Origin of the sequence: Archangium gephyra (assembly GCF_042230915.1) — a bacterium.
GTDB lineage: Bacteria > Myxococcota > Myxococcia > Myxococcales > Myxococcaceae > Archangium > Archangium gephyra_B.
In genome coordinates, this window is sequence record NZ_CP102578.1 from 2,229,363 (window position 1) to 2,254,057 (window position 24,695).

19 protein-coding genes are annotated in these 24,695 nt (G+C 68.8%); 5 read left to right on the forward strand and 14 right to left on the reverse strand.

The features are described 5' to 3' along the window. Positions 1 to 143: 143 nt before the first annotated feature. Together NR798_RS08900 and NR798_RS08905 are read right to left on the reverse strand one after the other, a co-directional pair. Positions 144 to 1,706 (reverse strand): CocE/NonD family hydrolase, encoded by a 1,563-nt coding sequence (locus NR798_RS08900; protein ID WP_375773740.1) that lies wholly within the window; start codon positions 1,704 to 1,706, stop codon positions 144 to 146. A gap of 51 nt (positions 1,707 to 1,757) precedes the next feature. Beyond that, the gene (locus tag NR798_RS08905; protein ID WP_375771008.1) at positions 1,758 to 2,786 is read right to left on the reverse strand and encodes an oxygenase MpaB family protein; all 1,029 of its coding nucleotides are present in this window, start codon (positions 2,784 to 2,786) and stop codon (positions 1,758 to 1,760) included. A 348-nt stretch (positions 2,787 to 3,134) separates the two neighbouring features. On the opposite strand from NR798_RS08905, the gene NR798_RS08910 reads away from it, so the two are divergent. Continuing rightward, entirely contained in the window at positions 3,135 to 4,241 is a 1,107-nt protein-coding gene (locus NR798_RS08910; RefSeq protein ID WP_375771009.1) for a hypothetical protein, read from the forward strand. Between the two features lie 41 nt (positions 4,242 to 4,282). Here NR798_RS08910 and NR798_RS08915 read toward each other — a convergent pair whose 3' ends face one another. Together NR798_RS08915 and NR798_RS08920 are read right to left on the reverse strand one after the other, a co-directional pair. After that, positions 4,283 to 5,497, reverse strand: coding sequence for a PAS domain-containing sensor histidine kinase (locus tag NR798_RS08915; RefSeq protein WP_375771010.1), 1,215 nt, complete (start codon positions 5,495 to 5,497; stop codon positions 4,283 to 4,285). Between the two features lie 48 nt (positions 5,498 to 5,545). After that, a complete protein-coding gene (locus tag NR798_RS08920) occupies positions 5,546 to 6,004 on the reverse strand; it encodes an STAS/SEC14 domain-containing protein (protein ID WP_375771011.1) in 459 nt (152 codons plus the stop codon). A gap of 157 nt (positions 6,005 to 6,161) precedes the next feature. On the opposite strand from NR798_RS08920, the gene NR798_RS08925 reads away from it, so the two are divergent. Together NR798_RS08925 and NR798_RS08930 are read left to right on the forward strand one after the other, a co-directional pair. After that, complete coding sequence (locus NR798_RS08925) at positions 6,162 to 7,307, forward strand: hypothetical protein (RefSeq protein ID WP_375771012.1); 1,146 nt, start codon at positions 6,162 to 6,164, stop codon at positions 7,305 to 7,307. A gap of 13 nt (positions 7,308 to 7,320) precedes the next feature. Next, on the forward strand, positions 7,321 to 9,492 hold the full coding sequence (locus tag NR798_RS08930; RefSeq protein ID WP_375771013.1) for a bifunctional alpha,alpha-trehalose-phosphate synthase (UDP-forming)/trehalose-phosphatase: 2,172 nt from the start codon (positions 7,321 to 7,323) through the stop codon (positions 9,490 to 9,492). Between the two features lie 19 nt (positions 9,493 to 9,511). Here NR798_RS08930 and NR798_RS08935 read toward each other — a convergent pair whose 3' ends face one another. The 3 genes from NR798_RS08935 to NR798_RS08945 all read right to left on the reverse strand — a co-directional run bounded on the left by NR798_RS08935 (position 9,512) and on the right by NR798_RS08945 (position 15,696). Further along, positions 9,512 to 10,174 carry a hypothetical protein gene (locus NR798_RS08935; RefSeq protein WP_375771014.1) on the reverse strand — a complete coding sequence of 221 codons (663 nt, stop codon included), beginning with the start codon at positions 10,172 to 10,174 and terminating at the stop codon, positions 9,512 to 9,514. Positions 10,175 to 10,247: 73 nt separating this feature from the next. Further along, entirely contained in the window at positions 10,248 to 11,906 is a 1,659-nt protein-coding gene (locus NR798_RS08940) for an ATP-binding protein (RefSeq protein WP_375771015.1), read from the reverse strand. Positions 11,907 to 12,009: 103 nt separating this feature from the next. Beyond that, positions 12,010 to 15,696, reverse strand: coding sequence for a DUF3857 domain-containing protein (locus NR798_RS08945; RefSeq protein ID WP_375771016.1), 3,687 nt, complete (start codon positions 15,694 to 15,696; stop codon positions 12,010 to 12,012). 206 nt (positions 15,697 to 15,902) lie between these two features. On the opposite strand from NR798_RS08945, the gene NR798_RS08950 reads away from it, so the two are divergent. Next, positions 15,903 to 16,196, forward strand: a complete 294-nt coding sequence (locus NR798_RS08950) for a DUF2087 domain-containing protein (RefSeq protein WP_375771017.1) — start codon at positions 15,903 to 15,905, stop codon at positions 16,194 to 16,196. A gap of 12 nt (positions 16,197 to 16,208) precedes the next feature. On the opposite strand, the gene NR798_RS08955 is transcribed toward NR798_RS08950, so the two are convergent. The 6 genes from NR798_RS08955 to NR798_RS08980 form a co-directional block, all read right to left on the reverse strand. Then, complete coding sequence (locus NR798_RS08955; RefSeq protein WP_375771018.1) at positions 16,209 to 17,345, reverse strand: pectin acetylesterase-family hydrolase; 1,137 nt, start codon at positions 17,343 to 17,345, stop codon at positions 16,209 to 16,211. A gap of 64 nt (positions 17,346 to 17,409) precedes the next feature. Next, the gene (locus tag NR798_RS08960; protein ID WP_375771019.1) at positions 17,410 to 18,252 is read right to left on the reverse strand and encodes an alpha/beta hydrolase; all 843 of its coding nucleotides are present in this window, start codon (positions 18,250 to 18,252) and stop codon (positions 17,410 to 17,412) included. Between the two features lie 11 nt (positions 18,253 to 18,263). Beyond that, positions 18,264 to 18,905, reverse strand: coding sequence for a hypothetical protein (locus tag NR798_RS08965; RefSeq protein ID WP_375771020.1), 642 nt, complete (start codon positions 18,903 to 18,905; stop codon positions 18,264 to 18,266). 611 nt (positions 18,906 to 19,516) lie between these two features. Then, positions 19,517 to 20,200, reverse strand: a complete 684-nt coding sequence (locus NR798_RS08970; protein ID WP_375771021.1) for an MAE_28990/MAE_18760 family HEPN-like nuclease — start codon at positions 20,198 to 20,200, stop codon at positions 19,517 to 19,519. Next, a complete protein-coding gene (locus NR798_RS08975) occupies positions 20,200 to 21,246 on the reverse strand; it encodes a DUF262 domain-containing protein (RefSeq protein ID WP_375771022.1) in 1,047 nt (348 codons plus the stop codon). The genes NR798_RS08970 and NR798_RS08975 overlap by 1 nt, the downstream gene beginning before the upstream one ends. A 155-nt stretch (positions 21,247 to 21,401) precedes the next feature. Continuing rightward, positions 21,402 to 22,100, reverse strand: a complete 699-nt coding sequence (locus NR798_RS08980) for a phosphoribosyltransferase family protein (RefSeq protein WP_375771023.1) — start codon at positions 22,098 to 22,100, stop codon at positions 21,402 to 21,404. A 78-nt stretch (positions 22,101 to 22,178) separates the two neighbouring features. Here NR798_RS08980 and pfp point away from each other — a divergent pair, with 78 nt between their 5' ends. Further along, the gene (gene pfp / locus NR798_RS08985) at positions 22,179 to 23,498 is read left to right on the forward strand and encodes a diphosphate--fructose-6-phosphate 1-phosphotransferase (RefSeq protein WP_375771024.1); all 1,320 of its coding nucleotides are present in this window, start codon (positions 22,179 to 22,181) and stop codon (positions 23,496 to 23,498) included. A gap of 85 nt (positions 23,499 to 23,583) precedes the next feature. Here pfp and NR798_RS08990 read toward each other — a convergent pair whose 3' ends face one another. Continuing rightward, positions 23,584 to 24,573, reverse strand: coding sequence for a sensor histidine kinase (locus NR798_RS08990; RefSeq protein ID WP_375771025.1), 990 nt, complete (start codon positions 24,571 to 24,573; stop codon positions 23,584 to 23,586). Positions 24,574 to 24,695 lie beyond the last annotated feature (122 nt).

The following is a 24,695-nucleotide window of genomic DNA, read 5'->3' on the forward strand; positions in this document are numbered from 1 at the left end:
CGCCCTGTCCTCACCGTTTCTGTCCGTGGACGCCCCGGCCGCTCCACCTCCGAGGGCTCTTCCCCGCGACATGTGGGGGCTGCCCACGAGGCCTGCTCACGGGCTTCAGCAGGGCTGTTACGCAGGACATTCGCGGCGGCCCGTCAGCGGCCCTCCTCCCTGACCTCCTTTGGCGTGACGAGCGGCAGCTCCACGAAACTCGCCTGGCCCGGCGCGTGGTACACGCGCTGCACGGCCTTGCGGAAGTCGCCGGGCTTCGCGTCGAAGATGCTCTCCACGTACGTCTGCGGGTTGCGGTCGTAGAGCGGGAACCAGCTCGACTGGACCTGCACCATGATGCGGTGGCCGGGCAGGAAGACGTGGTTCGTGGTGGGGAGCCCGAAGCGGTACGTCACCGGCTTGCCGGCGGGCAGCGGCCGGGGCTTCTCGAAGCTCTCGTGGTAGCGCCCGCGGAAGATGTCGGCCGAGACCATGAGCTGGTAGCCGCCCATCTCGGGTTGCGCGGCGACCTCGTCCGGGAACACGTCGATGAGCTTCACCACCCAGTCGGAGTCGCTCCCGCTGGTGGAGGCGACGAGGTGGGCCAGCGGGCGGCCGCTGATCTTCACCGGGGCGGTGAGGACGTCGGACACGTACACGAGCACGTCGGGACGGGAGGCGGCCTCGCGCTGGTCGCGCACGAGCCAGCTCTTCCAGGGGTCGGTCATCGAGGCGCCGGCCGCGCTGCTGTCCTCGACGATGGGGCGCGCGCGGTAGGGCACGGGCCTGGCCGGGTCGGAGACGTATTCGTCGAAGACCGCTCCTCCCGCGGCGGGGGCCGCGAACCCGGCACTGGAATTCGGGCGCAGGTAGAGCGGGGTCGGCTTCACCTTGCAGCCGGTCGCGCAACCGGAGGGCCACGACGACAGCTCGCGCCACCGGTTCGTCCCCGTCTCGAACGCGGTCACCGGCGCGACGTGGGCCTTGGGCGTGCCCTCGACGAGGTACTGGTCGAGGAACGGCCGCAGGAGCTCGCGACGGAAGTGCGCCGAGGTGTCGGTGCCGAACTCGAGCGCGCCGAGGCTCGAACCGTTCCCGATGGCCTGGCCGTGGTTCCACGGCCCCATCACCAGGAAGACGCGGTCGTTCGCGGTGTCCTTCGGCTCCAGCGCCTCGTACACCGCCGGCGCGCCGTAGATGTCCTCCTGGTCCCAGAGGCTGTGGACGATCATCACCGGCACCGTCAGCGGCCGCGCCGCCAGCAGCTTGTCCACCGCCTGGTCGCGCCAGAACGCGTCGTACGCCGGGTGCGCGAGCAGCTTGCGGAAGAAGCCGAGCTGCTCCATCCCGTGCCGCCGGCCGAGCTCCCCGGCCGAGCCCGCCGCGAGGTACTCCTCGTATTGGTCGCGGTAGCCCGAGGCCCACTTGACCTCGCCCTTGCGCGTCGCCTGCTGGCCGAGGATGTACGGCAGCATCGTCTGACGGAAGGCTCCGTGGTGGAACCAGTCATCGCCCATCCACCCGTCGACCATCGGGTTCATCGGCACGGCCACCTTGAGCGCCGGATGCGGGTTGACCAGCGCCATCAGCGGCAGGAAGCCGTCGTACGAGATTCCGATGATGCCGACGCGCCCGTTCGGCTCGGGGACGTTCTTCACCAGCCAGTCGATGGTGTCGTAGGTGTCGGTGGCGTGGTCCACCGGCGTCGGGTTCTGCGGCCCGTGCAGCGGCCGGTGAGAGCTGGCTGCGGCGCCAGGCCCAGCGCGCCCGCTGAGGCCTCAATCCTTGTCGTCCGTGGGGGCCTTCACCGCGACCGGCCGGATGCTGAACGGCACGTCGACATAGGAATCGAGGGTGTTCAGCACGCGGGCCATGACCGTCGGCCGCTCTCCTCGAGCCAGGGCCAGCCGCAGCTGCGCCTGATGCCAGGCCGTGACGTAGCGGAGCGTGGGTGGGGTGAGGTTGATGGCCCGGCGCATCGTGCCCTTCAGGAGCTTCCACGCGCGCTGCTCACCCGTTCCCCAGGCCAGTCCATACGTCTCGCGCCAGCGCTCCGGCAGGAGGCCGGCGGTGAGCAACTCGTCGAGCTGTCCCCGGGTGAACGGTGAATTGAAGAGCAGGCTCGCCAACTCGAGCGCCGTGTCTTCCACGCGCAGCGTCTCCCCCGCCAGCTGCTCGTCATACCACGCGTAGAAGGCCTCGAGCGTGGGCGGCATCTGCTCTGGCAGGAGCCCGAACTGTGCCGCGGCGAGCCGCGTCTCCTGATAATAACGGCGCTTCTCCTCGAGGCTGAGCGGCCGCACGAAGGTCTCGAAGACCACGATGGCACCGTCGATGAGGGTGGCGAGCACCCAACGCAGCAGCGCCGGATCGTTCGCGCGATAGCGGCCGTCTCCCCGCGGGTCGGCGCCGGCCGGAAGTGAGCCGTAGACGCGGCCGTGGATGCTGTGAACCCGCTTCGCGGCGCCCATCGCCTCGCGGAGGCCTCCGAAGACAAGCTGGTACATCGCCGTATAGGTGCGTCGCGCACGGCCGAGCAGGTCACCCCGGAAGTTGCTGTTCTGGGATACGCCGGAGGCCACTGCCGGATGGGCGATCTGCAGCAGGATGGCGCGCAGTCCGCCGAGGAGGATCACCGGCTCCCGATAGAGCACCCAGGTCATGCTGTCGGGGCCGTAAATGCCCTCGAGCTCGCCTGCTGATTGCTCCCGCAGGTAGTCGAGACACTTGCGGAAATGCTCGCTGTCCTGGCCGTGCTGCTGCTGCACATCTGGCGGCATCGACCGCCACATCGATTTTGCCTGCATACCCACGATGCTACCTCGATCGCGCGGGACGGGGTCCGGCGGGGCTGCGATGCGTATTGGAACCTAAGGTGAGGTTCGTGGGAGCCCCTCGGCGGCGTGTGCCCTGGCGGGGGCGTCCTTCACCGTCCAGTACATGGCGCAAGGCCCTCCTGGCCCACCACCTCCCCCCCCCCGCCCTCGTCCGCAACAGGACTCCATCCGGCCTATACTCCGTGATAGGCGGCAGGGATGGCAGGGATAGACAGGGATAGAGGTGAAGCGATGTGGAGACAACGAGCAGTGGCGGAGTGTGGTTCGTGGCAGCACGGTTCCTGGCGGCAGTCGGTGCGTTGGGCGGTACCGTGCGCGGTGCTCGCGCTCGCGCTCGTCGCAGCGCGGGCGCGAGCCGAGGATGCTGGAACGCCGTCGAAGCTCCGCATCGAGCGGCCGTCCAAGTACTTTTCGGAGGCGGCGCTTCAGGACTTCTTCGAAGAGCAACTCTCCGACGAGGTCAAGAGCCACCTGCGCTCGTCTAACGACGCAATCTGGGTGCTGACGATGAGCACCACGCTGCCCAAGGGCTCGAACTACTGCTTTGCGATCATCGGCCTCACGGAGGCAGCGCCCGCGGGGCGCTCGGCCCGCGTCCCAACCATCACCTACAGCGACGCTGTTCTCTCGAATACGCTCGGGAAGCTCGATGAAGAGCAGCGCAACGATTGCATGTCTCAAGCCCTGAAGGGTGCGGCGTCGGGGTTCGTGAAAGCTCCTCTCGCCGACCTGCTGGAGAACATCGAGAAGACGCGAGACCAAGGCAAGGTGAGCAGCGCGCCCGCCGACCCCACGATGGCGCGCGTCTACAGATCGATGGTTTCGGAAGAGGGCGGGAACCGTGTGTTCGAGGCGATTCCGTCCGACTTCCGCGCCGCTTTCGACTACCGAAAGCTCCAGTGGGTGGTGCTCGCCCGCTCCTACACCTTCGACCAACGAGCGGTATGCGTGGCGCTCGCAGGCGTGGCAGCCAATGCGCCGCAGGAGCGCAACCCGCGCTTCCCCGGCGCGTGGTGGATTGTCACGCGCGAGATATCGCTGGCCGAGTCAGGCGGGGAGGATGCGGAGCGCACGAAGAGTGACTGCCGCGACGCCGTCGCGCGCAGCGCGGTCGAGAGCGCCTTGGCGGAGAGCTGGGATGACAAGGGGCTTCTGGACAATTATTCCGCAGCGCTCGAGACGGGCGTGCCGCGCGTGTCCAATCACAAGCGGATCGATCCCGCGATTGCAGCTGCGCGCGAAGCCACCAAGTTCCGCAGTAGCCTTGCGGTCGGCAGCGACACCCATTGCGGCCTCGTGATCGAGGTGCGCCGTCCCATCGCCAAGGTGCAGAGCATGATCGGCGAAGTCTGGCTCAAGGTCGACCAGCTCTACCCGAAGGGTAAGCATGACTGCCGGTTCGTGAACGGCACGTATCAAGACTGAGCCAGACACCGCGTGGCGTCCGCGCAGCGCTCGGGAAGGCCTCAAATGGACGGCCGCGCTTCCTCCCCGGGAGGAGGACCGAGGGGCAGCTCCACGAGCGCGAGCGTGCCGCCGCCGGGCGCGGGCTCCAGGCGCAGGGTGCCGCCGTGCTCATGGACAATCTTCTGGGCGATGGGGAGCCCCAGGCCGCTGCCCTCGGGCTTGGTGCTGAAGAGGCCCCGGGTGAGGGCGGGGCCCTCGAGCACTTCGGCAATCCCGCTGCCGCCATCGTGCACGCGGACGCGCACCAGTGAGGGCAGGGCCTCGATGGACAGGCGCACGGGGGCGGCGCCGGACGCGGAGGCCTCGGTGGCATTCTTGACGAGGTTGCCGAAGAGGCGGCGCAGGCCGTCCGGGTCCGCGGAGAGCGAGGGCTCGGGGCCGGGCTGCAGCTCCACGGGCACGGGCGAGGTCTCCTGGTAGAGGGCGCATACCTCGGCGAGCAGGGGGCGCAGGGCCACGGGCTGGAAGCGCGGCGCGGGCAGGCGGGCGAAGTCGGAGAAGCTCCGCGTCATCCGCATGAGCCGCTCCACCTCTTCCTGCAGCAGGGCCACGGACTCGGTGAGGCGGGTGGCGTCCGGGGGCGCCTCGCCGCGTGACAGTCGCGCCAGCGCGAGCTTCATGCCGGTGAGGGGATTGCGCAGCTCGTGGGCGAGCGCCCGCGCTACGTCCTGCCACGCCGCTATCTGCTCGGCGGCCTTGAGGCGCTCGCGCTGGGCGGCGAGCTCGCGGCCCATGCGGTTGAATTGGACGAGGAGGAATTGGAGCTCGTCGCGGGGCTCCTCGGGGGCGGGGAGCTGGACGGAGAGCTCTCCCCGCGCATAGGCCCACATGCCGCGGGTGAGGGTGGAGACGGGGCGGGTGAGGGCGCGGCCGAGCAGCACCGCGGCGGCGGTGAGCACGGTGGCGGAGACGAGCAGCAGCAGGGCGATGAGCCAGGGCGTGCGGCGCGCGAGCGCACGGCGGGCGAGCTCCGCCTGGGCGAGGTTGAGGCGGGCCTCGTCGAGCGCGGCCTGGGAGTGGCCCTCGCGGGCGAGCCCCGCGGACACGTCCTCGAGCACCTGCTCCACGGGCGCCAGGGAGACGGAGAGCAGCTCCTCGAGTGCCTGCCGGGCGATGACGCCGAGCAGCACGAGCGGCACCAGCCCCGTGACGAGCATCACGGCGAGGAGCCGGCGGCGGAAGTTCGCGGGAGGGGGCGGCAGGTCGGAAGGCATCGGCGGGGCGATGTTGGCGCCGCGCGGGGCCCGCTTCCAGCTTTGGCTTCAGGCGTAGATGCGGGTGGGGATGCCGTACTGGCTGCGCAGCCGCTCGGCGGCGAGGCGCAGGCCCTGCTCCTCGATGCGCGCGCTCGCCCAGCCCACCGCCTCCTTCTCCTGGGCGGTGATGACGTACGGCACGGGCAGCGGCTTGAGGTGCATGACGGCGCTCACCGACAGCCGGATGATGGGGGAGGTGATGACGAACGCCATCCCGAGCATCACCTCGCGCATCAGCTCCTCGTGCTCCTGCATCCAGAGGACCTGGCGCTGCCGCTGCTCGGGCGTGGGCAGGCCGCCCCGGCTCAGGTCGGTGACGCTCAGGTAGCGCTCCCGCCGCCTCAGGCTGGCGGTGGTCGTCTCCAGGTAGTGCTCGTACTGCCGGGGCGTGAGCGTTCCCACGAGGCGTACGATGCGAAGGGGCCAGCGCGAATCATCGAAGGTGACGGAGGAGTCGGGGAGCATGGCTCTCCACTAAGGCTGGGAATTCTGGCCGGGCGGGGAGCTTCCCTGTCTGCCCTGGAATCGGGGGAGAAAAAAAGAAGCCACCCGCCTACATGTTCAGCAGCGGTCCAAAGGACGGCCCTCCATCGGACGTTCGGGGCTGGTAGCCTCCGGGGAGATGTCCCGTCTTCTCGCTCCCTCCCAGGCCTGGCTCTTCGGACGAGGCGTGGACCTCGCCGTCTTCGCGGGCAGCGCGCTCGTGTCGGTGGGGCTCGTGCTCGCCGCGCCCGCGCTGGGCGCCGTGGGGGATACGCCGTTGTGGGCGTGGGCGCTGCTCGTCGTCTGTGTCGACGTGGCCCACGTCTGGTCCACCCTCTTCCGCACCTACCTCGACGGGGACGAGGTGCGGCGCCGCCCCGGGCTCTATGTCGCCGCCCCGCTGGCCGCGTACCTGCTGGGGGTGCTCGCGTATCTCCTCTCCCCGGGCACCTTCTGGCGCCTCTTCGCGTATACCGCGCTCTTCCACTTCATCCGCCAGCAGTACGGCTGGGTGGCCCTCTATGGCCGCAAGGCCCGCGTCCCCGGTACCGAGCGCGCGCTGGACGCCGCCGCCATCTACGCCGCCACGCTCGGCCCCGTCCTCTGGTGGCACGCCCACCTTCCGCGGGCCTTCTGGTGGTTCGTGGAGAACGACTTCCTCTCCGGCCTGCCCGCCTGGGTGGGCACGGGGGCGCTCGTCCTCCAGGGGCTGGTGCTCGCCGCCTGGGTGGGCTTCCAGGTGGTGCGCGTCGTGCGCGGCGAGGGCCTGCAGGTGGGTAAGGTGCTGCTCGTGCTCGCCACCTGGGTGACGTGGTTCGGGGGCATCGTGCTCGCCCAGGACGACTTCGCCTTCACGGTGATGAACGTCGTGCTGCACGGCGTGCCCTACTTCGCGCTGCTCTTCCGGTACACGCGCGGGCGCCTCGCCGAGGGGGGTTATGGCTGGCTGGGGCCCGTGATGCGCGCGGGCCTGCCCGGCTTCCTCGGGGTGCTGTGCGTGCTGGCCTTCGGGGAGGAGCTCCTCTGGGACACGCTGGTGTGGCACGAGCGGCCCCTCCTCTTAGGCGAGGGGGGCCCGGTGCTGCCCGCGGACGTGCTGGCGCTGGTGGTGCCGCTGCTCGCGCTGCCGCAAGCCACGCACTACGTGCTGGATGCGTTCATCTGGAAGGCGGGCCGGGATGCCCGGCTCCTCGCGCGGCTCGGGTGGACACGCGGCGCGAGTGAAGGTTCTAAAGGTGGCACGGCCCCCATTTCCGCAGTGGCCATCCCCGGCACGGCTGAGTAAGGGTCTGGGACGTATGTCCCGACTCCTGCTCGTCTCCAATCGCCTCCCCGTCACCGTCAAGTCGGACAAGGACGGGGTCTCCGTGGTCCGCAGCGCCGGAGGGCTCGCCACGGGCCTGCGCGGCCCGCATGAGCGCTCGGGAGGTGCCTGGATTGGCTGGCCCGGGGACGTGTCGCGCCTCACGCCCCCGCAGCGCGCGTCGGTGGAGGCCCAGCTCGCCGAGCTGCGCTGCGTGCCCCTCCACCTGAGCGCCAGCGAGGTCAGCCGCTACTACGAGGGCTACTCCAACCAGGTCCTCTGGCCGCTGTGCCACTACTTCATCGACCGCATTCCCCGGCAGGACCGCGACTGGGACGTCTACCGCAAGGTGAACGAGCGCTTCGCCGACCTGGTGGCGCGCCACTACCAGCCCGGGGACATCATCTGGGTGCACGACTACCAGCTCATGCTGGTGCCGGCCTTCCTGCGGGCGCGGCTGCCCCAGGCGCGCATCGGCTACTTCCACCACATCCCCTTTCCCTCCAGTGAGATCTTCCGCAGCCTGCCGCACCGCGCGGAGCTGCTGCGCGGCCTGCTGGGCGCGGACCTCATCGGCTTCCACACGCACACGTACGTGCGCCACTTCGCCAGCACCCTCATGCGGCTGTTGGGGCTGGAGACGGTGGTGGACCGCGTGGACCACGAGGGGCGCGAGGTGCGGCTGGGGGCCTTCCCCATGGGCATCGACGCGCAGGCCTTCGAGAACCTCGCCAACGAGCCGTCGGTGCTCGAGGAGGTGCGCGTCCACCGGGAGAAGAGCGCGGGGCAGCGGCTGGTGCTGGGCGTGGACCGGCTGGACTACACCAAGGGCATTCCCCGGCGGCTGCTGGCGGTGCAGCGGCTGCTGGAGCGCGAGCCCGCCTGGCGTGGCCGGCTGCGCTTCATCCAGGTGGCCGTGCCCAGCCGCACCGGGGTGGCGGACTACACCAGCTACCGCGAGAAGGTGGACGAGCTGGTGGGGCGCATCAACGGCCTCTATGGCAGCGTCCACAACGTCCCCGTGCACTACCTCTACCGCTCCTTCAACGAGAAGCAGCTCGCGGCCCTCTACCGCGCCGCGGACGTGATGCTCGTCACGCCCATCCGCGATGGGATGAACCTGGTGGCCAAGGAGTTCTGCGCCGCGCGCCCGGACGAGGATGGGGTGCTGGTGCTCAGCGAGTTCGCTGGCGCGGCGGACGAGCTGGGGGACGCCGTGATGGTGAACCCCTACGACATGGATGGGCTGGCGGATGCGCTGGAGGCGGCGCTGGAGATGCCGCAGGAGGAGCGGCGCTCGCGCATGCGCATCCTGCGCGGCCGGGTGAAGGAGTACGACGTGCACTGGTGGGTGCGCTCCTTCCTGGACACGCTCGAGGCCACGCCCGGGGCTCCCCCGCGCGTGGAGCCGGCGGGCGCGGAGGTGGCGCTCGGGCGCATGCGCGAGGCCGGGCGCCTGCTGCTCCTCATCGACTACGACGGCACGCTCGTGCCCTTCGCGCCGAGGCCGGAGCTGGCCGCGCCGGACGCGGCGCTGTTGGACCTGCTGCAGCGGCTCGCCACCCGGCCCGGCACCCAGGTGCACATCGTCAGCGGGCGCACCAAGGAGACGCTGGAGGCGTGGCTCGGCGCGCTCCCCGTGGGCCTGCACGCCGAGCACGGCCTCTGGTCTCGTCCCGCGCCGGGCCAGCCCTGGAAGGCCCTGGAGGGCGTGCCGACGGACTGGAAGACCCTGGTGCGGCCGGTGCTCGACGCCTTCGCCGCGCGTGTGCCCGGGGCCCTCGTGGAGGAGAAGTCGGCGTCGCTCGCGTGGCACTACCGGCAGGTGGACCGGGTGTTCGGCGCGCGGCAGGCGCTCGAGCTGCGGCTGCACCTGGGCGAGGTGTTCGCCCATGGCCCGCTGGAGGTGCTGCCCGGCGACAAGGTGGTGGAGGTGCGCGCGCGCGGGGTGAACAAGGGCCGCGTGGTGGGCACCGTCACCCAGGACATGGCACCCGGCACACTGGTGGTGGCCCTCGGTGATGACCGCACGGACGAGGATCTCTTCGCCGCGATGCCGGAGGGCAGCCTCACCATCCACGCAGGCGGCAAGCAGACGCGCGCCGCCTACCGCGTGAATGGCCCCACCGAGGTGCGCCAGCTGCTGTCCGCGCTGCTGCCGGGCTGAGGCGCGGGGCACGCCTGGCTCACAGCTGGATGTTCTCGTGCTCCAGCAGCGCCACGAGGCCGTCCTCCATGGCCTCGCGGGCCACGGCCGTCTGCCGGTAGAGGATGGCGTGCACCTGCTGGTCCTTCTCGTCCCGGCTCTCGCAGCCCTTCGAGTATTCCTCGAAGGCGCGCAGCCCGCTGATGAGCTGGGCGAGGTGGTTGGGGCACTCGCACTTCACCGTGGCCACCAGCTCCAGCAACCGGCCGAGCTGCTCGGAGGTGAAGCGCGGAGGCTTCGGCGTGCGGGCCGGGCCCTGGGGCACGGCCTGGCTCCGGGCCTGACGTGCCTCGTCGAGCGCCCGGTGGACATGGGTGCGCAACAGGCCGAGGGGCAGCGGCCCCTGGACGAAGCGGATGCGCTGGGAGGTGAGCGCCTGGAGCATGCCGTGGTGCGTCAGGCGGTAGCTCACGAGGGCGTGCGCGGCCCCGGTGGCCGAGAGCAGCTCGGGCACCAGCCGCTCCGGCACCTTGCCCAGGTCCACGAAGTCCAGGGCGATCACCTGGGGCCGGAGTGCCGGCACCTCGGCGCGGAACGCCTCCAGCGAGCTCCCCGCCCACACCACCTCCAGGTCCCTCAGCGCCTGCGCATTGGCCTGGAGTTGGCTGGGGTAGGTGTCTCCCAACAGCGCCAGCTTCACCATGTGTTGCCCCCTGGGCCCGGAGCGGGCCGGCGCATGGATGCGCGAGCGCGGAGGGAGTTTCTCCCGCCCCGCTTCAGGCGGCCTCGCCCGGAGCCTCGTCCTCCGCGGCGATGGGCAGGGTGATGCGGAAGGTGGTGCCCTGGCCCGGCTGGCTCTCCACGGTGAGCTCTCCGCCCAGCGAGGTGATGATTCCCTGACACACGGGCAGGCCCAGCCCCGTGCCCACGCCCACGGGCTTGGTGGTGAAGAAGGGCTCGAAGATGCGCGCGAGGTTCTCCGGGGGAATGCCGCACCCGGTGTCGCTCACCGCCAGCGTGACGTGGCCGGGCGCGCTCCGCCTCGCCACCACGCGAATCTCGTTGTGCTCCATCCGGCCCGGCTCGATGGCGTGCGCCGCGTTGATGAGCAGGTTGAGGAGCACCTGGCTCAGCCGCGCCCCGTTGCCGCGCACCGGCGGCACGTCCGCGCAGTCCTCGATGAGGCGCGCGCGCGGGCGGATCTCATGCGCGGCCATCTTGGCGGCGCCGCGCACCACGGTGCCCAGCTCCACCGGGCCCACCGCGGCGTCATCCGGCCGGATGAACAGCTTGAGGTCCTGCACGATGAACTGGACGCGCTCGGCGCCCTCGCACGCCTCGGTGGCGGCCGCGAGCAGCTCCCGCCACTCCTCCTCGGACGCCGTACCCTTCGTGCGGCGCAGCTCCTCCTGCAGGTAGCGCAGGTTGCCGAGGATGTAGGCCAGGGGGTTGTTGATCTCGTGACCCACGCCCGCCGCGAGCCGGCCCATGGTGGCGAGCCGGTCCGCGAGCAGCAGCTGGCTCTGCGCCTCCTGGAGCTGCTGCAGGCTCTGCTCCAGCCGGACGTTGGTGGAGGCCAGCTCGGCCGTCCGCGAGCGCACCGTCTCCTCCAGCAGGGTGTGGTAGCGCTGCTTCTCGCGCATCAGCTCGCGCAGCTCGGCGGCCATCCGGTTGAAGGCGCGCGCCAGCGTGGCCAGCTCGTCGCCGCCCTTCACGGACAGCTCGTGCTCGAAGTCCCCGTGCCCGATGCGCTCCGCGCCCGAGCGCAACTCACGGAGGGAGCGCTGCAGGGGCTCGAGGATGGCCAGGGCGATTCCCATCACGAGCACCAGCGCCAGGGCGGGGATGAGCTTGGCCAGCTGGTTGCCACGCCGCGCGTACGCGTCCCACCCCTGCCGGAGCTCCTCCATCCGGGCGCGCTCCTCCGAGATGGCCCGCTCCAGGGGGTTGCCCACCGTCTCCTCGAAGTCCTGGAACAGGTCCCACCAGGCGTTGGGAGGAAGCGGTCTGCCGTCCTCCATCGTGCGCGCGAGCCCCCGGGCACGCGTGGCCCATCGGTGCTGGGCATCATGGAGCCCGGCGATGCGCTCGTGGAGTTGTTCCTCCCGGGCCTGTTTGTCCCGCGTCGTCGGGAGTTGGAGCTCCCGGCGGACGAGGGCCTCGAGCCGCGTGAAGTCCTGGTCCATGCGCACGTCCTGCTCGAGCAGGATGGCGGAGATGTCCGCCTCGTCCCGCTGCGCGTGCCGCAGGGCATCCACGAAGGGCCAGGTGCTGTTGTGCATCCGGCCGTACAGGTCGATCTGATCCTGGATGAGGCTCAGGTGCTGGCGGGAGCTCAGGCCGAGCCGGGAGCCGTTGTAGAGATTCACGCCCATGGCGAAGACGCAGCCGATGGCCAGCACCGCGAACAGCCAGACCTTCGAGCGCATCGTCATCACGGCGTCTCCCCGCGGCCTCCAGGGCTTCTCTTCCCTGGAGGCCAGGACTTCTTAGGATATTCCGTGATTTCCCGGAAGAACACGGGGGGCCTGGCGGATTCTACCGCTCCGCGGTGGGGGAGGCGGGCCCGCGCAGGGTGACCTTGCGCGCGAAGGCCTGGTCCACGCGTCCGAGGAAGGAGCGGAAGGCCGCGTAGTCATCCGCCTTCACGCGGGCGGAGGTGAGGGCCACCTCGCCGTCGCAGATGAGCTGGTTGCCCTCCTGGCGGAAGCCGAGGCGCACGCGGCCAAACGGCGTCTCCTCCTGGTGCGGGGCGGGCAGCTCGGCCACGCTGTAGCCCTGGGGCAGGGTGTAGCGGAAGGTGAAGCTGTTGACCCAGGGGCCGTGCATCACCAGATCGAAACGGCGCTCGGCGAGCGAGGCGTAGGACTGGGTGTAGGAGCGGCCGGTGCCGAAGGGGAGGAAGCGCAGCTGGCCGGGCATGGCCTCGGCGAAGCGGGGGATGGACATGCGGAAGTCCACCTGCACGTCATCATCCAGGCGGGTGGTGTCGTTGAGCTTCACCTCCTGCACGGTGAGGCCGGGGAAGCTCTGGGCCCAGGCGCGCTCGAAGGTGGACTTGCGCGAGGACACGGCACGGTAGGCGCGGCGGTACTCGGGCGCCATCTGCCCGCCCACGCTGGTGGCCCCGGACACGTCGGCGCCGCCGTCCGGCCGCAGCCCCAGGTTCATGGTGAGGCGGGTGGCGTTGTCCTCGGCGCGCGCCTCGGGCGTGGTGGAGAAGGTGGCCTTGCCGTCGGGCTCCACCACCAGCACGTTGGCCACGCGGTCCGCGCTGGGAAGCTCGCGCGCGCCGTGGAACTCGGCGGTGCCGTCCAGGTACAGGTCGAAGCGGGGCACGTAGACGATGGCGTGGTTGAAGGCGGCCAGGCTCGCCGGCTCCTCGCCGATGGAGCCCAGGTTGCGCATGCGCAGCAGCACCATGCGGCTCTCCACGCCGGCCACCTTCAGCATGGCGTGGATGAGGCTCGCCTTGTCCTTGCAGTCGCCGAAGCGGCGCGCCAGCACGCGGTCCACCCGGTAGGGCTTGTAGCCGTGGATGCCGAACTCGAGCGCCACGTAGCGCGTGTTCGTCACCACGAAGCTGTAGATGGCGCGCACCACGGCCTGCTGATCCTTGCGGTCCACGCCCTGCAGCACGGTGTCCACCGTGCGGCGCAGCTCCTCGTTGGGGGTGAGCTGGTCACGCACGAGGCCCCACCAGTAGCGGCCCACCTCGTCCCAGGTGCGGTAGGTGGACACGTGGAGGTTGGCGGCCACCTCGGCCCAGCCGGGCATGCCGGGCTCCGGCACCACCTTGGACACGTGCTTCGCGCTCCAGCGGTAGAGGACGCTGCCGCCCTCCACGTCCTCGCGCGCGTGCGTCACGCCGGGCAGCTTCTTCTCGTTCCAGTAGAGGGGCCGCTCCTTGGGCATCTCCACGAGGAACTGGTAGCTCACCTTCGGGTAGACGCCCTGCACGCTCTCCACGTCACCCCAGTAGTCGGACAGGAGGTTGTCCTGGGCGGTGTCGTCCAGGCTGTATTGCAGCTCCAGCACGTCCCCCACGGCGAGCGCGGGGAAGGAGAGCATCTTGGCGCGGGCGTCGTAGTACATGCCCGTCCAGGGCTCGTTGATGTTGCGGTCACTCTCGCCGTAGCTGTCCACCACGGAGCCGTCCGGCTTGGTGATGCGGGCGCGCAGAATGCGCACCTCCTGGCGGTCCGGCGAGTAGGTGACGGGGTAGGAGCGGAAGGCGTCCACGCCGCGGGCGTTGAGCACCTTCACGGCGAACTGGTGCAGCCGGCTGGACAGGCCGCTCCGCTGCACGCGCACGTAGGTGGTGTCCGCCAGGTACACGGCGTCCTCGGTGGTGTAGCCCTCGGCCTGCTTCTCCAGGCCCTTCAGCTCGGTGAGGTAGCGGGCGCCGGCGCTGGCGGACTCACCCTTGAGGGTGCGCACGGCCTCCTTGAGGGCGGGGTTCTGCGGGCGCAGCGCCAGCGAGCGCTCGAAGGAGGAGAGGGCCTCCTCGCGGCGGCCGGCGGACAGCAGGGCGCGGCCCTCGCGCTCGTACACCTCGGGCTCATCGGGGGAGAGGGCCCGGGCCTCGGCGAAGTGGGCGGTGGCCGCGTCGAGCTGGCCATTGGCGGCGCGCAGCTCGGCGAGCTTCAGGCGCGTGGAGTTGTCGAAGGGGTCCAGGATGAGCATCTGCGCGAACTCGCGCGCGGCGGCCTCCACCTGGCCCAGGTCCGCCAGCTGCGTGCCGAGCTGGGCGCGGCTGTAGCGGTCGTCATGGCGCAGGGCGAGGGCCACGCGCAGCCGGGCAATGGAGTCCTGCGGACGGTCGAGCATGCGGGCGGAGGCGGCGGCGGAGCGCACCACGCGGGGGATGCGGGGCAGGCGCTGGAGCGTCTCCTCCACCATCATGTGCGCGCGGGCGGCCTCGCCGAGCGTCTCGTGGGCGCGGGCCAGGGTGAGGCGGGCGGCGGCCGAGTCCGGGGTGAGCTCCACCACGGGCTTGAGCAGCTCGATGGCGCGCTCGGGGTGGCCGCGCTCCAGCTCGTGCTCGGCGAGCGCCACGCGGGCCGGGGTGGAGGTGGGGTCGGCGCGCAGGGCGGCCTCGAGGAAGCGGCGGCGCAGGTTGAGGTCATCGCGGTGGGACTGGGCGGCGAGCAGTTGCAGGCGCACGTCCTGGGGGGCCTCGCGGGCGGCGCGGTCGGCCTCGACGGTGGCGGTGTGCTCGCGCTCGTCGAAGGCGCGGAAGAAGTCGAGCACCGTGGCGTACTCGCCGCGCAGCTGCGCGTCCGCGGGGTTCTTGGCCACCAGCTCCTTGAGGGCGGAGGTGACGGTGGGCAGCGCCTGGGGCGCGGCGGAGGGGCCCTTGGTGAGCGCGGGAGGCGTGGAGGGGAGGGTGGGGCGCAGGCGGGCGGCCGGGTCCCGGCGCAGGTAGAAGCCGAGCGGGCCGGACTCCTGGCACACCTTGACGAGGACGCGGTTGAGGCCCTTGCGCAGGCGCACGGAGACGCGCGCCTGGTCCGGGCGGGGGGCGTTGTAGTTGTCGCTGCTGGAGACCTTCTCGCCATTCACCCAGAGACGGAAGGCGCCGGAGGTGCCCACGCCGAGCGCGACGCGCGTCTCGGCCGGAGCCTCGAGCCAGGTGAGGGCATAGGCCACGGCCTCGCGGTTGGGGCGCACGGCGGAGCCCAGGTCGACGTAGCCCTCGGTGGGGCTGACGGAGAGCCGGCGCCAGGAGACCTGACGGCCCTTGGCGCCCGGGTAGGGGGCGGAGAGGTTGAGGTTGGCGGCCTCGGGGCCGAAGTCGGTGTCGCAGCCGGCCTTGCCCTCGTTGTCGAAGCCGCCGACGACGTAGTAGTCGCCGATGTAGCCCATGGAGGAGTCCTGGATTTCGGCGGCGCGGGTGAGCCGGCCGCGCGAGCGCTCCAGGTCCATGAAGAGGTGCCAGGCGGTGGCGCGGGTACCGGGGTCGGTGTCGCGCCGGGTGGCCACCTCGGCATAGGTCTTCACGAGGGGGGTGAGGTCCTCGAGGTCCTCACGCAGGGCGTGCAGCCGGATGAGCTGGGCGGCGCCACGGGGGGAGGAGGCGAGCTTGAGGGCTTCCTCGGCCTGCTCCCGGGCGGCCGTGGCGCTGTCGGTGGCGGCCTGGGAGAGCAGCGGGCAGGCGAACGCGAGCAGGGCAACGAGCCCGATGGTGCGCGAGAGCACGGCGAGCGGTGGGGTACGGGACATCCGTGTTCCTCGTCCGTCGAAAAAGGGTGCCGGGGGTGAGAGTCGGCGCGGGTGAACAGCCGGACTGCGGAGAGCCTTCCCCTGCATGCGACGGCATGGACGGACAAGCAACTGAAATGTCGGCCGCGGGGCGAGGGAGGAGCCGCATCCGTTGACGGGCAACAGGTTCCCTCTCCCTCTGGGAGAGGGCTAGGGTGAGGGTCCATATGGAGCCGACTCCGCTCACCCCCACCGTCTCCCAGAAGCTCGCCCGCTACCTGGATGCCGAGGGCCGGCTGAAGGGCTGGCCCTCCAAGCGTTCGGACCAGCTCCAGGCCCTGCATTACCTGGCGGCCCGCCTGCCGGAAGGCGTGGAGTGGAGCGAGCGGGAGCTCAACGAGCTGCTCAAGTCCCTGCACACCTTCGGGGACTGGGCGCTCTTGCGCCGCGACCTGTACGAGGTGCGGCTGCTCGATCGCTCGCTGGATGGCCGGCGGTACTGGAAGGTGCCGGGGGCCTGATTCCCGGCCGGCTCAAGGGCCGGCGTGCTCCCAGGCCGCGTCGTCCTCGGCCAGCCTCCGCACCCACTCCCTGGCGGTGAGTCCCGTGCTGGTGGCGATATTCGGCGTGGACAGGACCACGTGCGGGTCGCCCGGCAGGTAGAACGTCCTCACGTTCGAGGCCGCCGAGGCGCGCACTGCCTCCATGCGGGTCTGGACCTGGGCGCCATCCAGTCCGAAGTAGGCGGCGATGGTTCCGTCCTGGAGGTAGCCGAGCATGCCGTAGCGCCGGGGCGCGGCCAACAACCGGGCCGAGCTGTCGAGCACGGCCGAGAGGCCCGTCTCGCACTGCGTGCAGCCGGGAGGGAACTCGAGGCCCCAGTTCTGCCGCATCGTTCCGTAGCGGCCATCCGCCGCCGTGTCGATGATGAGCCCCGAGTCATTCACCACGTCGACCCGCGCCCAGGGCAGGGCCTTCTGCACGCGCCACCAGTGGAGGGTGGCCCCGTAGCCGCCCGCGCTCACCCCCGAGAGCCACACCCGGCTGGCCTCGGGGAAGGTAGGCCGCAGCCGCCGCAGGTACGCGTCCATGTTCCGGGCGCCGACGTGCTCGAGCTTCCTCGGGCCGAACCAGTCATAGGTGTGGACGCGCGTCCCGGCGTGGAGGTCGCCCGTGCAGTAGGGGATGTAGACGAAGCTCGCGTCGCGGAACGGGTTGCCGGTGTCGGCGCGGTCGAAGAAGGCCGCCAGGTTGGAAGCCTGGGCCCCCGCGAGGACCGGGCCCTCGCCCATGGTGTCGTTGATGTGCGTGGCGGTGCCGAGCGCGCAGGCCGCCGCCTCCCAGCACGCGCCGCCGCCAGCGAGGAAGATGACGACCCGGTTCGAGCGGCCGGTCAGGTTGACGGCCATGCCCGTGGAAGAACCGTTGGCGCAGTGCGCGTCGGGAACCGGGACGAACGTCCAGGTCTCCTGGGGCGCCTCGATGGGAGGTGCCTCGTTCACCGTGTATGGGATTGACGGGAGATCGTATTCTCCGCCGGCGTCCGTCTGCCCTCCGTCGAGTCCCGCATCCGGGCCGGAGCCCGCGTCGGCGTTTCCCGCGGTGGGGTAGGGCGTTCCACAGGCGGACAGCAGCAAGAGGCTCAGGAATGCCAGCGCACGATGGCTCATGGGCCGGCCAGTATAGCGGCTCGCCATGCAGGGGGGGCCGTGGACTGGGTGAAGAGTCCGGGCCCTACGGCGCTCGGTGCGTGGCCCCGGGCGCGAACCACTTGCGCAACACCTGTGGCGAGGCCGTGCGGTAGATGTTGTCGTGGCGCAGGTCCGGCCTGGGCTCGTATTGCCACTTCAACCCGGCCGGTGCCTTCGTGCGGAGCGTCTCCGCCAGGCGCGTGACGGCGTTGACGATGTCCTCCTCATCGGCGGACGACAGGTACAGGGCATTGTGCAGGTTCGGCAGGGCCTCGATGCGCTCGCCGGCCTTGCGTACCAGTTCCGCGCCGTTCCACCAGAGGCTCGGGCTCAAGGCGATATAGGTGTCGAACAGCTTTGGCTGCAGGAAGAAGGTCTCGACGATGAAGAGACCGGCGAGGGACTCGCCGATGATCGCGGTCTCCTTCGTCACGCGATAGCGGCGGCGCACCTGGGGCATCAGCTCGTCGCGGATGAAGCCCCGGAACGCGGCCGAGCCGCCGACGCGCGGGGCGATCTTGCGGTCCCCTTCGACCTGGGTGGGTCCGGTCATGTCGCGCCGCCGCTCGGTGTTCTCGATGCCGACCACGATGAGGGGTCGCATCTCTCCGGCGCGGATCGCGGTGTCCACGGTGGTGGCGACGTGCGGGAAGTCCTCCTGCAGGCCACCGTCGGGCATGTACAGCACCGGGTAGCGCGTGGACTTCGCCGCGTCGTAGCCCGGCGGTGTGTAGACGTTGATGCGCCGGGTCTCCTTGAGCGTCTTGGACTCGAGGGTGAACGACTGGTGGGGAGGCACGGGCTCGGTGGCCTCCGCGCGGGCCGTCGAGCCAACGGTCATCGCGGCGAAGAGGAACAGGCAGGCCAGCTTCATCGACTGTCGCATGACGTCACTCCTCACGGGGAAAGGGATTGAGGCGGCCGTGGAGCCTTCATGATTGGGATGTAGCACTTGCCCTGGTACTCGGCGTGCTCCTCATCGCACGGCGGACGGCGTGCGATCTCTATCCAGCAGCCGCCATTGATCGCGACATGGTCCGCCTTGGTGCGGCAGGGCGGCCTGACCTGGTTCGAGAAGGGTTTGTCGGGAAGCGGGTAGGAGATACCCGCCGGGCGCTGGACTTCACCGTCGGCCAGGAATGAGGCCGAAATCCCGGCGTCCGCGAGATCACTCATGCCGGGAGTCGAAGGGAGTGGAGGGGGCGCACCCATCGGACGGGTTTCCGAGGCCAACCAGAAGCCGCCGCCCAGAACGAGCACGACGAGTCCCGCGGCGACCAGGGCCTTCAGCGAAGGGCGCCTCATCCACTGTCCCATGGGCGCGCCGGTCAGGTGGGTGCGCATCCGGGTGTTGTCCCTCACGGCCTCGAGCGCCGCGAGCAGGAGGGTGAACAGGGTCGCCAGCTCCGACAACCTGCCTGAGTCCGGAGCCTGCTCCACTTCCAGCACGATGAAGGGCGGCGTGACCTGGAAGGAGGCGCGCACCTGCCAGTTCTTCTTGGGTCCCCAGGTGGGGCGTGGCCCGGGCAGCATCACCATGGCGGGGGCTCCCGTCTGGACGTTGCGCGCTTCGTGGATGTGGCCCAGCTCCGCCGACGCGTGCTTGTGCCGTTTCCCGAGTTGGAACGGGCCCAACCGCCTGCTCTTCTTCTTCGTGGCCGTCATGCGCAGTCCTCGATCTCTCTTCCCTACCACGCCCGAGTGGCGTCGGAGGAAGTCCGTTACGCCCATACTACGGCAGTGGTTTCCTCTGAGTGGAGGACTCATGAGGTCATGCTGCTCCGGCGAGGGAGAATGCCCGGGCCAGGGTGATGACCTCGACGTGGGTGGCACTTGCTTTCCGGAGCGCACTGGCGGCGGCGTGGACGGTGGCGCGGCAACACCGCGACCGGACTCCCACTGGCCGAGTCCGCCTCAACCCCTCCCCGCCGCCCCCCATCCCTGCAGTGCCTTCATTTCGGCTCACTGCTTGAGTCAGCTTTTCGCGACAACTACGTTGACACTCACCGCGAGGTGCCCTACCGAAACTGGCTCTTAGCACAGTCGAATGAGCGACAAAGATGGGGAAGACCTACACCCCAGCATGCTTCTCCCCTTCTGCGCCCACTCCGTCCACCACAAGGGGAACCTTATCGGCTCACATATTGTTGTCACGGGTACGCCGCGCGCTGGTCTTGTCGAACAAAGTCACGCCTTTGCAAATAACCTTCAAAGCAGTCAAAGAGATAATCGATGGTCTTTGATACTGCGTCGTAACGTTGCTCCAAATCCGGGGAACGACGCCCAGCTGCCGCTAGGATTGGGCTCTCACGGCCATGTGCAACAGCATTACGCTTTTCGACAATTTCGTCGATGTATTGCTTTAGGCGAATATCCGGCACGGGTAGGGACGTAATTCCTAGGCAGTCAAAGAGTTCGACTAGGGTCTTGTACCAGATGTTTTGGAGATCACTGCTGAAAACGACTGGACTTACAGTGCAGGTGTCATTTGAGAATTGTGTAGCAAGTAGCGCGAGTCGCTTTTTCCATTGTTCACTTCGTGCATCGCGCACTGATTTGAACGCCCCATCCAATGCGATTGAATATAAACTCGGTACGAAATCGCTATAGCGAACATTCAGAGCAGCAATTTGCTGAAGGACTGCCTGCGTTGCGCTGTTGACTGTAAATTCGAGTGCCGCATAAAGATGAACATAGTAGAGTCCGCGCAGAACTGTAACGTTCGAGGGATCGGGAACGAGAACGTCGGTGCTCTCAAGACTCTTTATTGTCTCGAGCGTAAGCCGCACTTCCTTCAGGCGCTGGTAGGCTTCGGCTCGTTGCGAGTGCAACATTACTGCACCGTGTCCCGAACATATTCGATTCGACCTGCCACCATCTTCTTGCTGTTTGTTGCCCCGGTAGTCAACTTCTTGAGTGCCGGATCGTCAAGCAGTCTTGCTACTTTGCGTGGAGTCTTGCCTGCCTTGAAGCACAGAGCGACACCAACGCTTATTGCTTCATAGAGATTGATCGGCGTTATGCGCCGAGTACCTCGGGCGATCCCATTGGGGAGTTCTTTGCGGAGATACTGAAAGGTCTTTCGAAACAGCTGAATATCTGTGTCTGAAGGTGGGGTGTTGGCAGTCTCTTTCATGTATTCGTTTAGGAAGCCCTTGACGCTGTGTTCGAAACTTTCGTACTTGTTTAGGAACGCAAAGAAACGCAATACCAATTCTTCGCGTGTGCCGTTCTTCTCGTCTGCAGGCTGAAGGTTTGTTACAGCAATGAAATCTGATTCGCCAGATAGTTTCTTGATGGTGTCATTGAATGCTCCGCGGTACACGCAGTTTCGGATCTCCTGTGCGGAAAGAATGATGCCGCCAGTGTTGAGTCGCTCAAACAGATCAAAGCGAACGTTTGAGTCACTCTTGTCGTTAAGGACCGTCACGCGTAGTGGGCGCGTGCCGAACATCAGTTGTAGCGTGGCTGGCAAGTCTTCGTGCTTCATTCCTTCCAGGGCGGGAATTTTGTCTAGTTCGGTAATGCGTAGCGGTTCGTCTCGTTTGACGCGAGCAAGCAGTTCTTTTGAACCAATGAAATGAGCAATAGTGCAGAGTCGCTGGACGCCATCGACAACCTCCCAGGTCGAATCTATATTGGTTGCCATGAAAAGGCTTGGAACCGGAATGCCTAGAAATAGCGATTCAATCAATTGAGACTGCCGCTCAGGATCCCAAAGGAATTGCCGCTGGTACTCGGGCGGTACAAATATATTGCCGGCTTCAAACATCTCTACGAGCTGACGAACACTGATGTCGTAGCTGTCGAATGAAACCAGTCGCCGTTCTTTTTGAATTTGATCCTGAAGTTGCACAAGTTTTTGGGATGTGATTGTCATTGATTGATCTCCAATTGGTCTACTGAGTGTACTAGGGTTGGCACCTGCATTGCTAGTCACAAACACGAAGGTGGTAAAGGCCAGTTTCGGTAGACCTCTCCCCTAACCGATTGCTTCTCGGGCGAGGGCTCCTAGTGAAACAGGCTCTAAACCGTTCAGGCGAGCGAGAAGGCCCGGGCCAGGGTGATGACCTCGACGCGGGTGGCACCGGCCTCTCGGAGCGCGGTGGCGGCGGCGCGGACGGTGGCGCCGGTGGTGAGCACGTCGTCCACGAGGAGGAACTCCCGGCCGGCTACGGAGGGAGACGCGGTGAAGGCCCCGGCCACGTTCTGGGCGCGCTCGGCCTCGGACAGGCCCACCTGCCGCCGGGTCTCCCGGGCGCGGTTGAGCAGGCCCACGGGGGCCTCGCGGCCGGTGGCGCGGGCAAGCTCGCCCGCCAGCAACTGCGTCTGGTCGTACTTGCGCTCGCGGAAGCGCTGGTCGTGCAGCGGGAGCGCGACCAGCACCGAGGGGGCCTGCTCGAGGAACTGGCGGCACTCGGAGGCGAGCAGCTCCGCGAGGGCGGGGGCGAGCTCCGGGTGATCCTCGTACTTGAAGCGGTGGATGGCGCGGGCGACGGGGCCCTCGTGGGCGAAGGGTGCCCAGGCGCGGGTGAAGGGCGGGGGCGAGAGGTGGCAGCGCGGACAGGTGTCGCGCGGGAAGGTGCCGGGCTCGGCGCAGGTGCGGCAGCGCGAGGGCGGGAGCCGCTCCACGGCGAGGTCACACGTCTCGCAGAAGGCCGCGCGCACGGGCATCACCTTCGCGCAGGCGATGCACGCGGGCGGGTAGAGCAGCTCGAGGAGCGATTGGAGCACGACGCGGGAATTAATACGGATGGACGGGGGCGGGGAAGGTGTCTGGACCTGGAAGGAGTCTTCGGCTTGGATGGCCGCATGAAGAAGCTCGCCATCGTCGTCGCCGGAGGACCTGCTCCGGGCATCAACAGCGTGATTGGAGCGGCCACCATCCGCGCCCGGCTCTCGGGGGTGGAGGTGCTCGGCATCCAGGATGGTTTCAAGTGGATCTCCGAGGGGGACCTCTCCCACGTCGTTCCCCTCACCATCGAGGACACCAGCCGCATCCACTTCCGCGGCGGCTCGTACATCGGCATCTCGCGGGCCAACCCCACCCGCTCCCCCGAGCACTTCCAGCGCACGCTCGACGCGCTCGAGAAGCTCGACGTGGGCATGCTCATCACCATCGGCGGGGATGGCACCGCGACGCTCGCGCAGATCATCTCGGAGAAGACCCGGGGGAAGATCCGCGTGGTCCACGTCCCCAAGACGATCGACAACGACATCGACCTGCCCTACGACGTGAGCACCTTCGGTTTCCAGACCGCGCGCCATGTCGGGGTGGAGATCGTGAAGAACCTGATGGTGGACGCCAAGACGACCCACCGCTGGTACTTCGTCGTGGCCCAGGGCCGCAAGGCGGGGCACCTGGCCCTCTCCATCGGCAAGGCCGTGGGGGCCACCAACATCATCATCCCCGAGGAGTTCCAGCAGGGGTGCCCCGTCGCGTTCAACACCGTGGTGGACATCCTCGCGGGCTCGGTCATCAAGCGGCTGGGCTACGGCCGCCAGGATGGCATCGTGCTGCTGGCCGAGGGCCTCGCCGACTGCATCGATCCCGAGGATCTGGCCAAACACACGGCCATCCCCCGGGACCACATGGGCAATGTCCACGTGGCGGAGATCAACCTGGGCGAGGTGCTCGAGAAGGCGGTGAAGGAGCGGCTCGCGGGCCTGGGAATCAAGGCCACGCTCATCACCAAGTACATCGGTTACGAGGTGCGCTGCGCGGACCCGATTCCCTTCGACATGGAGTACACGCGCGACCTCGGCTACTGCGCGGCCCGCTACATCATCGAGGGTGGCACCGAGGCGGTGGTCTCCATCGTCAACGGCCGGTTCCAGCCCATCTCCTTCCAGGACATGAAGGACCCCGCCACGGGCCGGCCCCGGGTGCGGCTGGTGGACGTGGACTCGGACCGGTACAAGATCGCCCGGAGCTTCATGCTGCGGCTCAAGCGGCAGGACTTCGACAAGCCGGAGGAGCTGGCCCGGTTCGCCGCGGCCGCCCGCCTCACGCCGGAGGCCTTCCGCGAGCAGTTCCACCACCTGGTGAAGGACGAGCCCGAGGTGGCGGTCGACGTGGAGCTGGGTCTCGCCGCCAAGGCGGTGGAGCTGGCGGGCGGCCCGGTGCGGTAGAGCCGGGGCGTCTGCCGAAGTCAGTCCATGCAGGGGGGCGCTTGCAGCAACGTGGAGGGCCTGGCGCCAGGGGGTTCCTCTGGCATCAGGCGGCGCGGGAGGTGAGGTCCCCCTGGGTGGTGGGCTCCAGCTCCGCACAGGCCTCGTGGATGGGGAGGAGCACGCGGAAGGTGGTGCCCTGGCCCACCTCGCTGCTCACGGAGATGTCGCCGCCCAGTGCCTTGATGATGCCGTGGCACACCGAGAGCCCCAGGCCCGTGCCCACGCCGACGGGCTTGGTGGTGAAGAACGGGTTGAAGATGCGCTCCAGGTTCTCCGCCGGGATGCCGCAGCCCGTGTCGCTCACCTCCACGGCGACATGCCGGGGGCCGGCCATCCGGGTGGAGATGCGGATCTCATTGCGCGCGGCCCGTCCCGGCGAGATGGCATGGGCCGCGTTGATGAGCAGGTTGAGGAACACCTGGCACAGGCGCGCCTTGGGGGCGTGGACCCGCGGCACCTCCTCCAACGATTCCACCAGCCGGGCCCGGTCGCGAAGCTCGTACGCGGCCACCTTCACCGCGCTGCGCAGGCTGGCCACGACATCCACCGGGCCGCGCTCCATGTCGTTGGGGTGGGAGAGCACCTTGAGGTCGCGCACGATGAGCCGGACGCGCTCGGCGCCGTCGCGTGCATCGGCGATGGCCTCGATCATCTCCTGCTGCTCCTCCGGCGAGGGCGCGCCCGACGTGCGGACCAGTTGCTGCTGCACGTAGTCGAGGTTGCCGACGATGAACGCGAGCGGGTTGTTGATCTCATGGCCCAGGCCCGCCGCGAGCTGGCCGATGGTCGCCAGCCGGTCGGCGAAGAGCAGCTGCGCCTGCGCGGCCTGGAGCTGCTTCAGGCTCTCCTGGAGCCGGGCATTGGTCTGCTCCAGCTCGGAAGTGCGCTGCCGCACGGTCTCCTCCAGCAGGGCGGTGTGGTGGCGCATCTCCCACTCGGAGGTCTCGGCCTCGGCCCTCCGGAGCCGGGCGCGGACGGTCTCCGTGCGGCTCTCGGGCACCACGAACGACCCCTCCATGCATTGCGCCATCATCGTGCTCACCTCGCGTGCGGAACGGTCCGCAGCATTGCGAGGGGCATGCCACCCGTGCCTCCCGGAGAGGGGGGCGGACGCCCGGGGAGCAGGTGTGGCGTTTCGCCCCAGGGGCGGGCCCT

Excerpts from the sequence above, each read along its gene's own strand:
- NR798_RS08905 (WP_375771008.1), bottom strand. The coding sequence starts at position 2,786 with ATGCAGGCAAAATCGATGTGGCGGTCGATGCCGCCAGATGTGCAGCAG.
- NR798_RS08915 (WP_375771010.1), bottom strand. The coding sequence starts at position 5,497 with ATGCCTTCCGACCTGCCGCCCCCTCCCGCGAACTTCCGCCGCCGGCTC.
- NR798_RS08920 (WP_375771011.1), bottom strand. The coding sequence starts at position 6,004 with ATGCTCCCCGACTCCTCCGTCACCTTCGATGATTCGCGCTGGCCCCTT.
- NR798_RS08925 (WP_375771012.1), top strand. The coding sequence starts at position 6,162 with ATGTCCCGTCTTCTCGCTCCCTCCCAGGCCTGGCTCTTCGGACGAGGC.
- NR798_RS08930 (WP_375771013.1), top strand. The coding sequence starts at position 7,321 with ATGTCCCGACTCCTGCTCGTCTCCAATCGCCTCCCCGTCACCGTCAAG.
- NR798_RS08935 (WP_375771014.1), bottom strand. The coding sequence starts at position 10,174 with ATGGTGAAGCTGGCGCTGTTGGGAGACACCTACCCCAGCCAACTCCAG.
- NR798_RS08940 (WP_375771015.1), bottom strand. The coding sequence starts at position 11,906 with ATGACGATGCGCTCGAAGGTCTGGCTGTTCGCGGTGCTGGCCATCGGC.
- NR798_RS08945 (WP_375771016.1), bottom strand. The coding sequence starts at position 15,696 with ATGTCCCGTACCCCACCGCTCGCCGTGCTCTCGCGCACCATCGGGCTC.
- NR798_RS08950 (WP_375771017.1), top strand. The coding sequence starts at position 15,903 with ATGGAGCCGACTCCGCTCACCCCCACCGTCTCCCAGAAGCTCGCCCGC.
- NR798_RS08955 (WP_375771018.1), bottom strand. The coding sequence starts at position 17,345 with ATGAGCCATCGTGCGCTGGCATTCCTGAGCCTCTTGCTGCTGTCCGCC.
- NR798_RS08960 (WP_375771019.1), bottom strand. The coding sequence starts at position 18,252 with ATGCGACAGTCGATGAAGCTGGCCTGCCTGTTCCTCTTCGCCGCGATG.
- NR798_RS08965 (WP_375771020.1), bottom strand. The coding sequence starts at position 18,905 with ATGGTGATGCTGCCCGGGCCACGCCCCACCTGGGGACCCAAGAAGAAC.
- NR798_RS08970 (WP_375771021.1), bottom strand. The coding sequence starts at position 20,200 with ATGTTGCACTCGCAACGAGCCGAAGCCTACCAGCGCCTGAAGGAAGTG.
- NR798_RS08975 (WP_375771022.1), bottom strand. The coding sequence starts at position 21,246 with ATGACAATCACATCCCAAAAACTTGTGCAACTTCAGGATCAAATTCAA.
- pfp (WP_375771024.1), top strand. The coding sequence starts at position 22,179 with ATGAAGAAGCTCGCCATCGTCGTCGCCGGAGGACCTGCTCCGGGCATC.
- NR798_RS08990 (WP_375771025.1), bottom strand. The coding sequence starts at position 24,573 with ATGATGGCGCAATGCATGGAGGGGTCGTTCGTGGTGCCCGAGAGCCGC.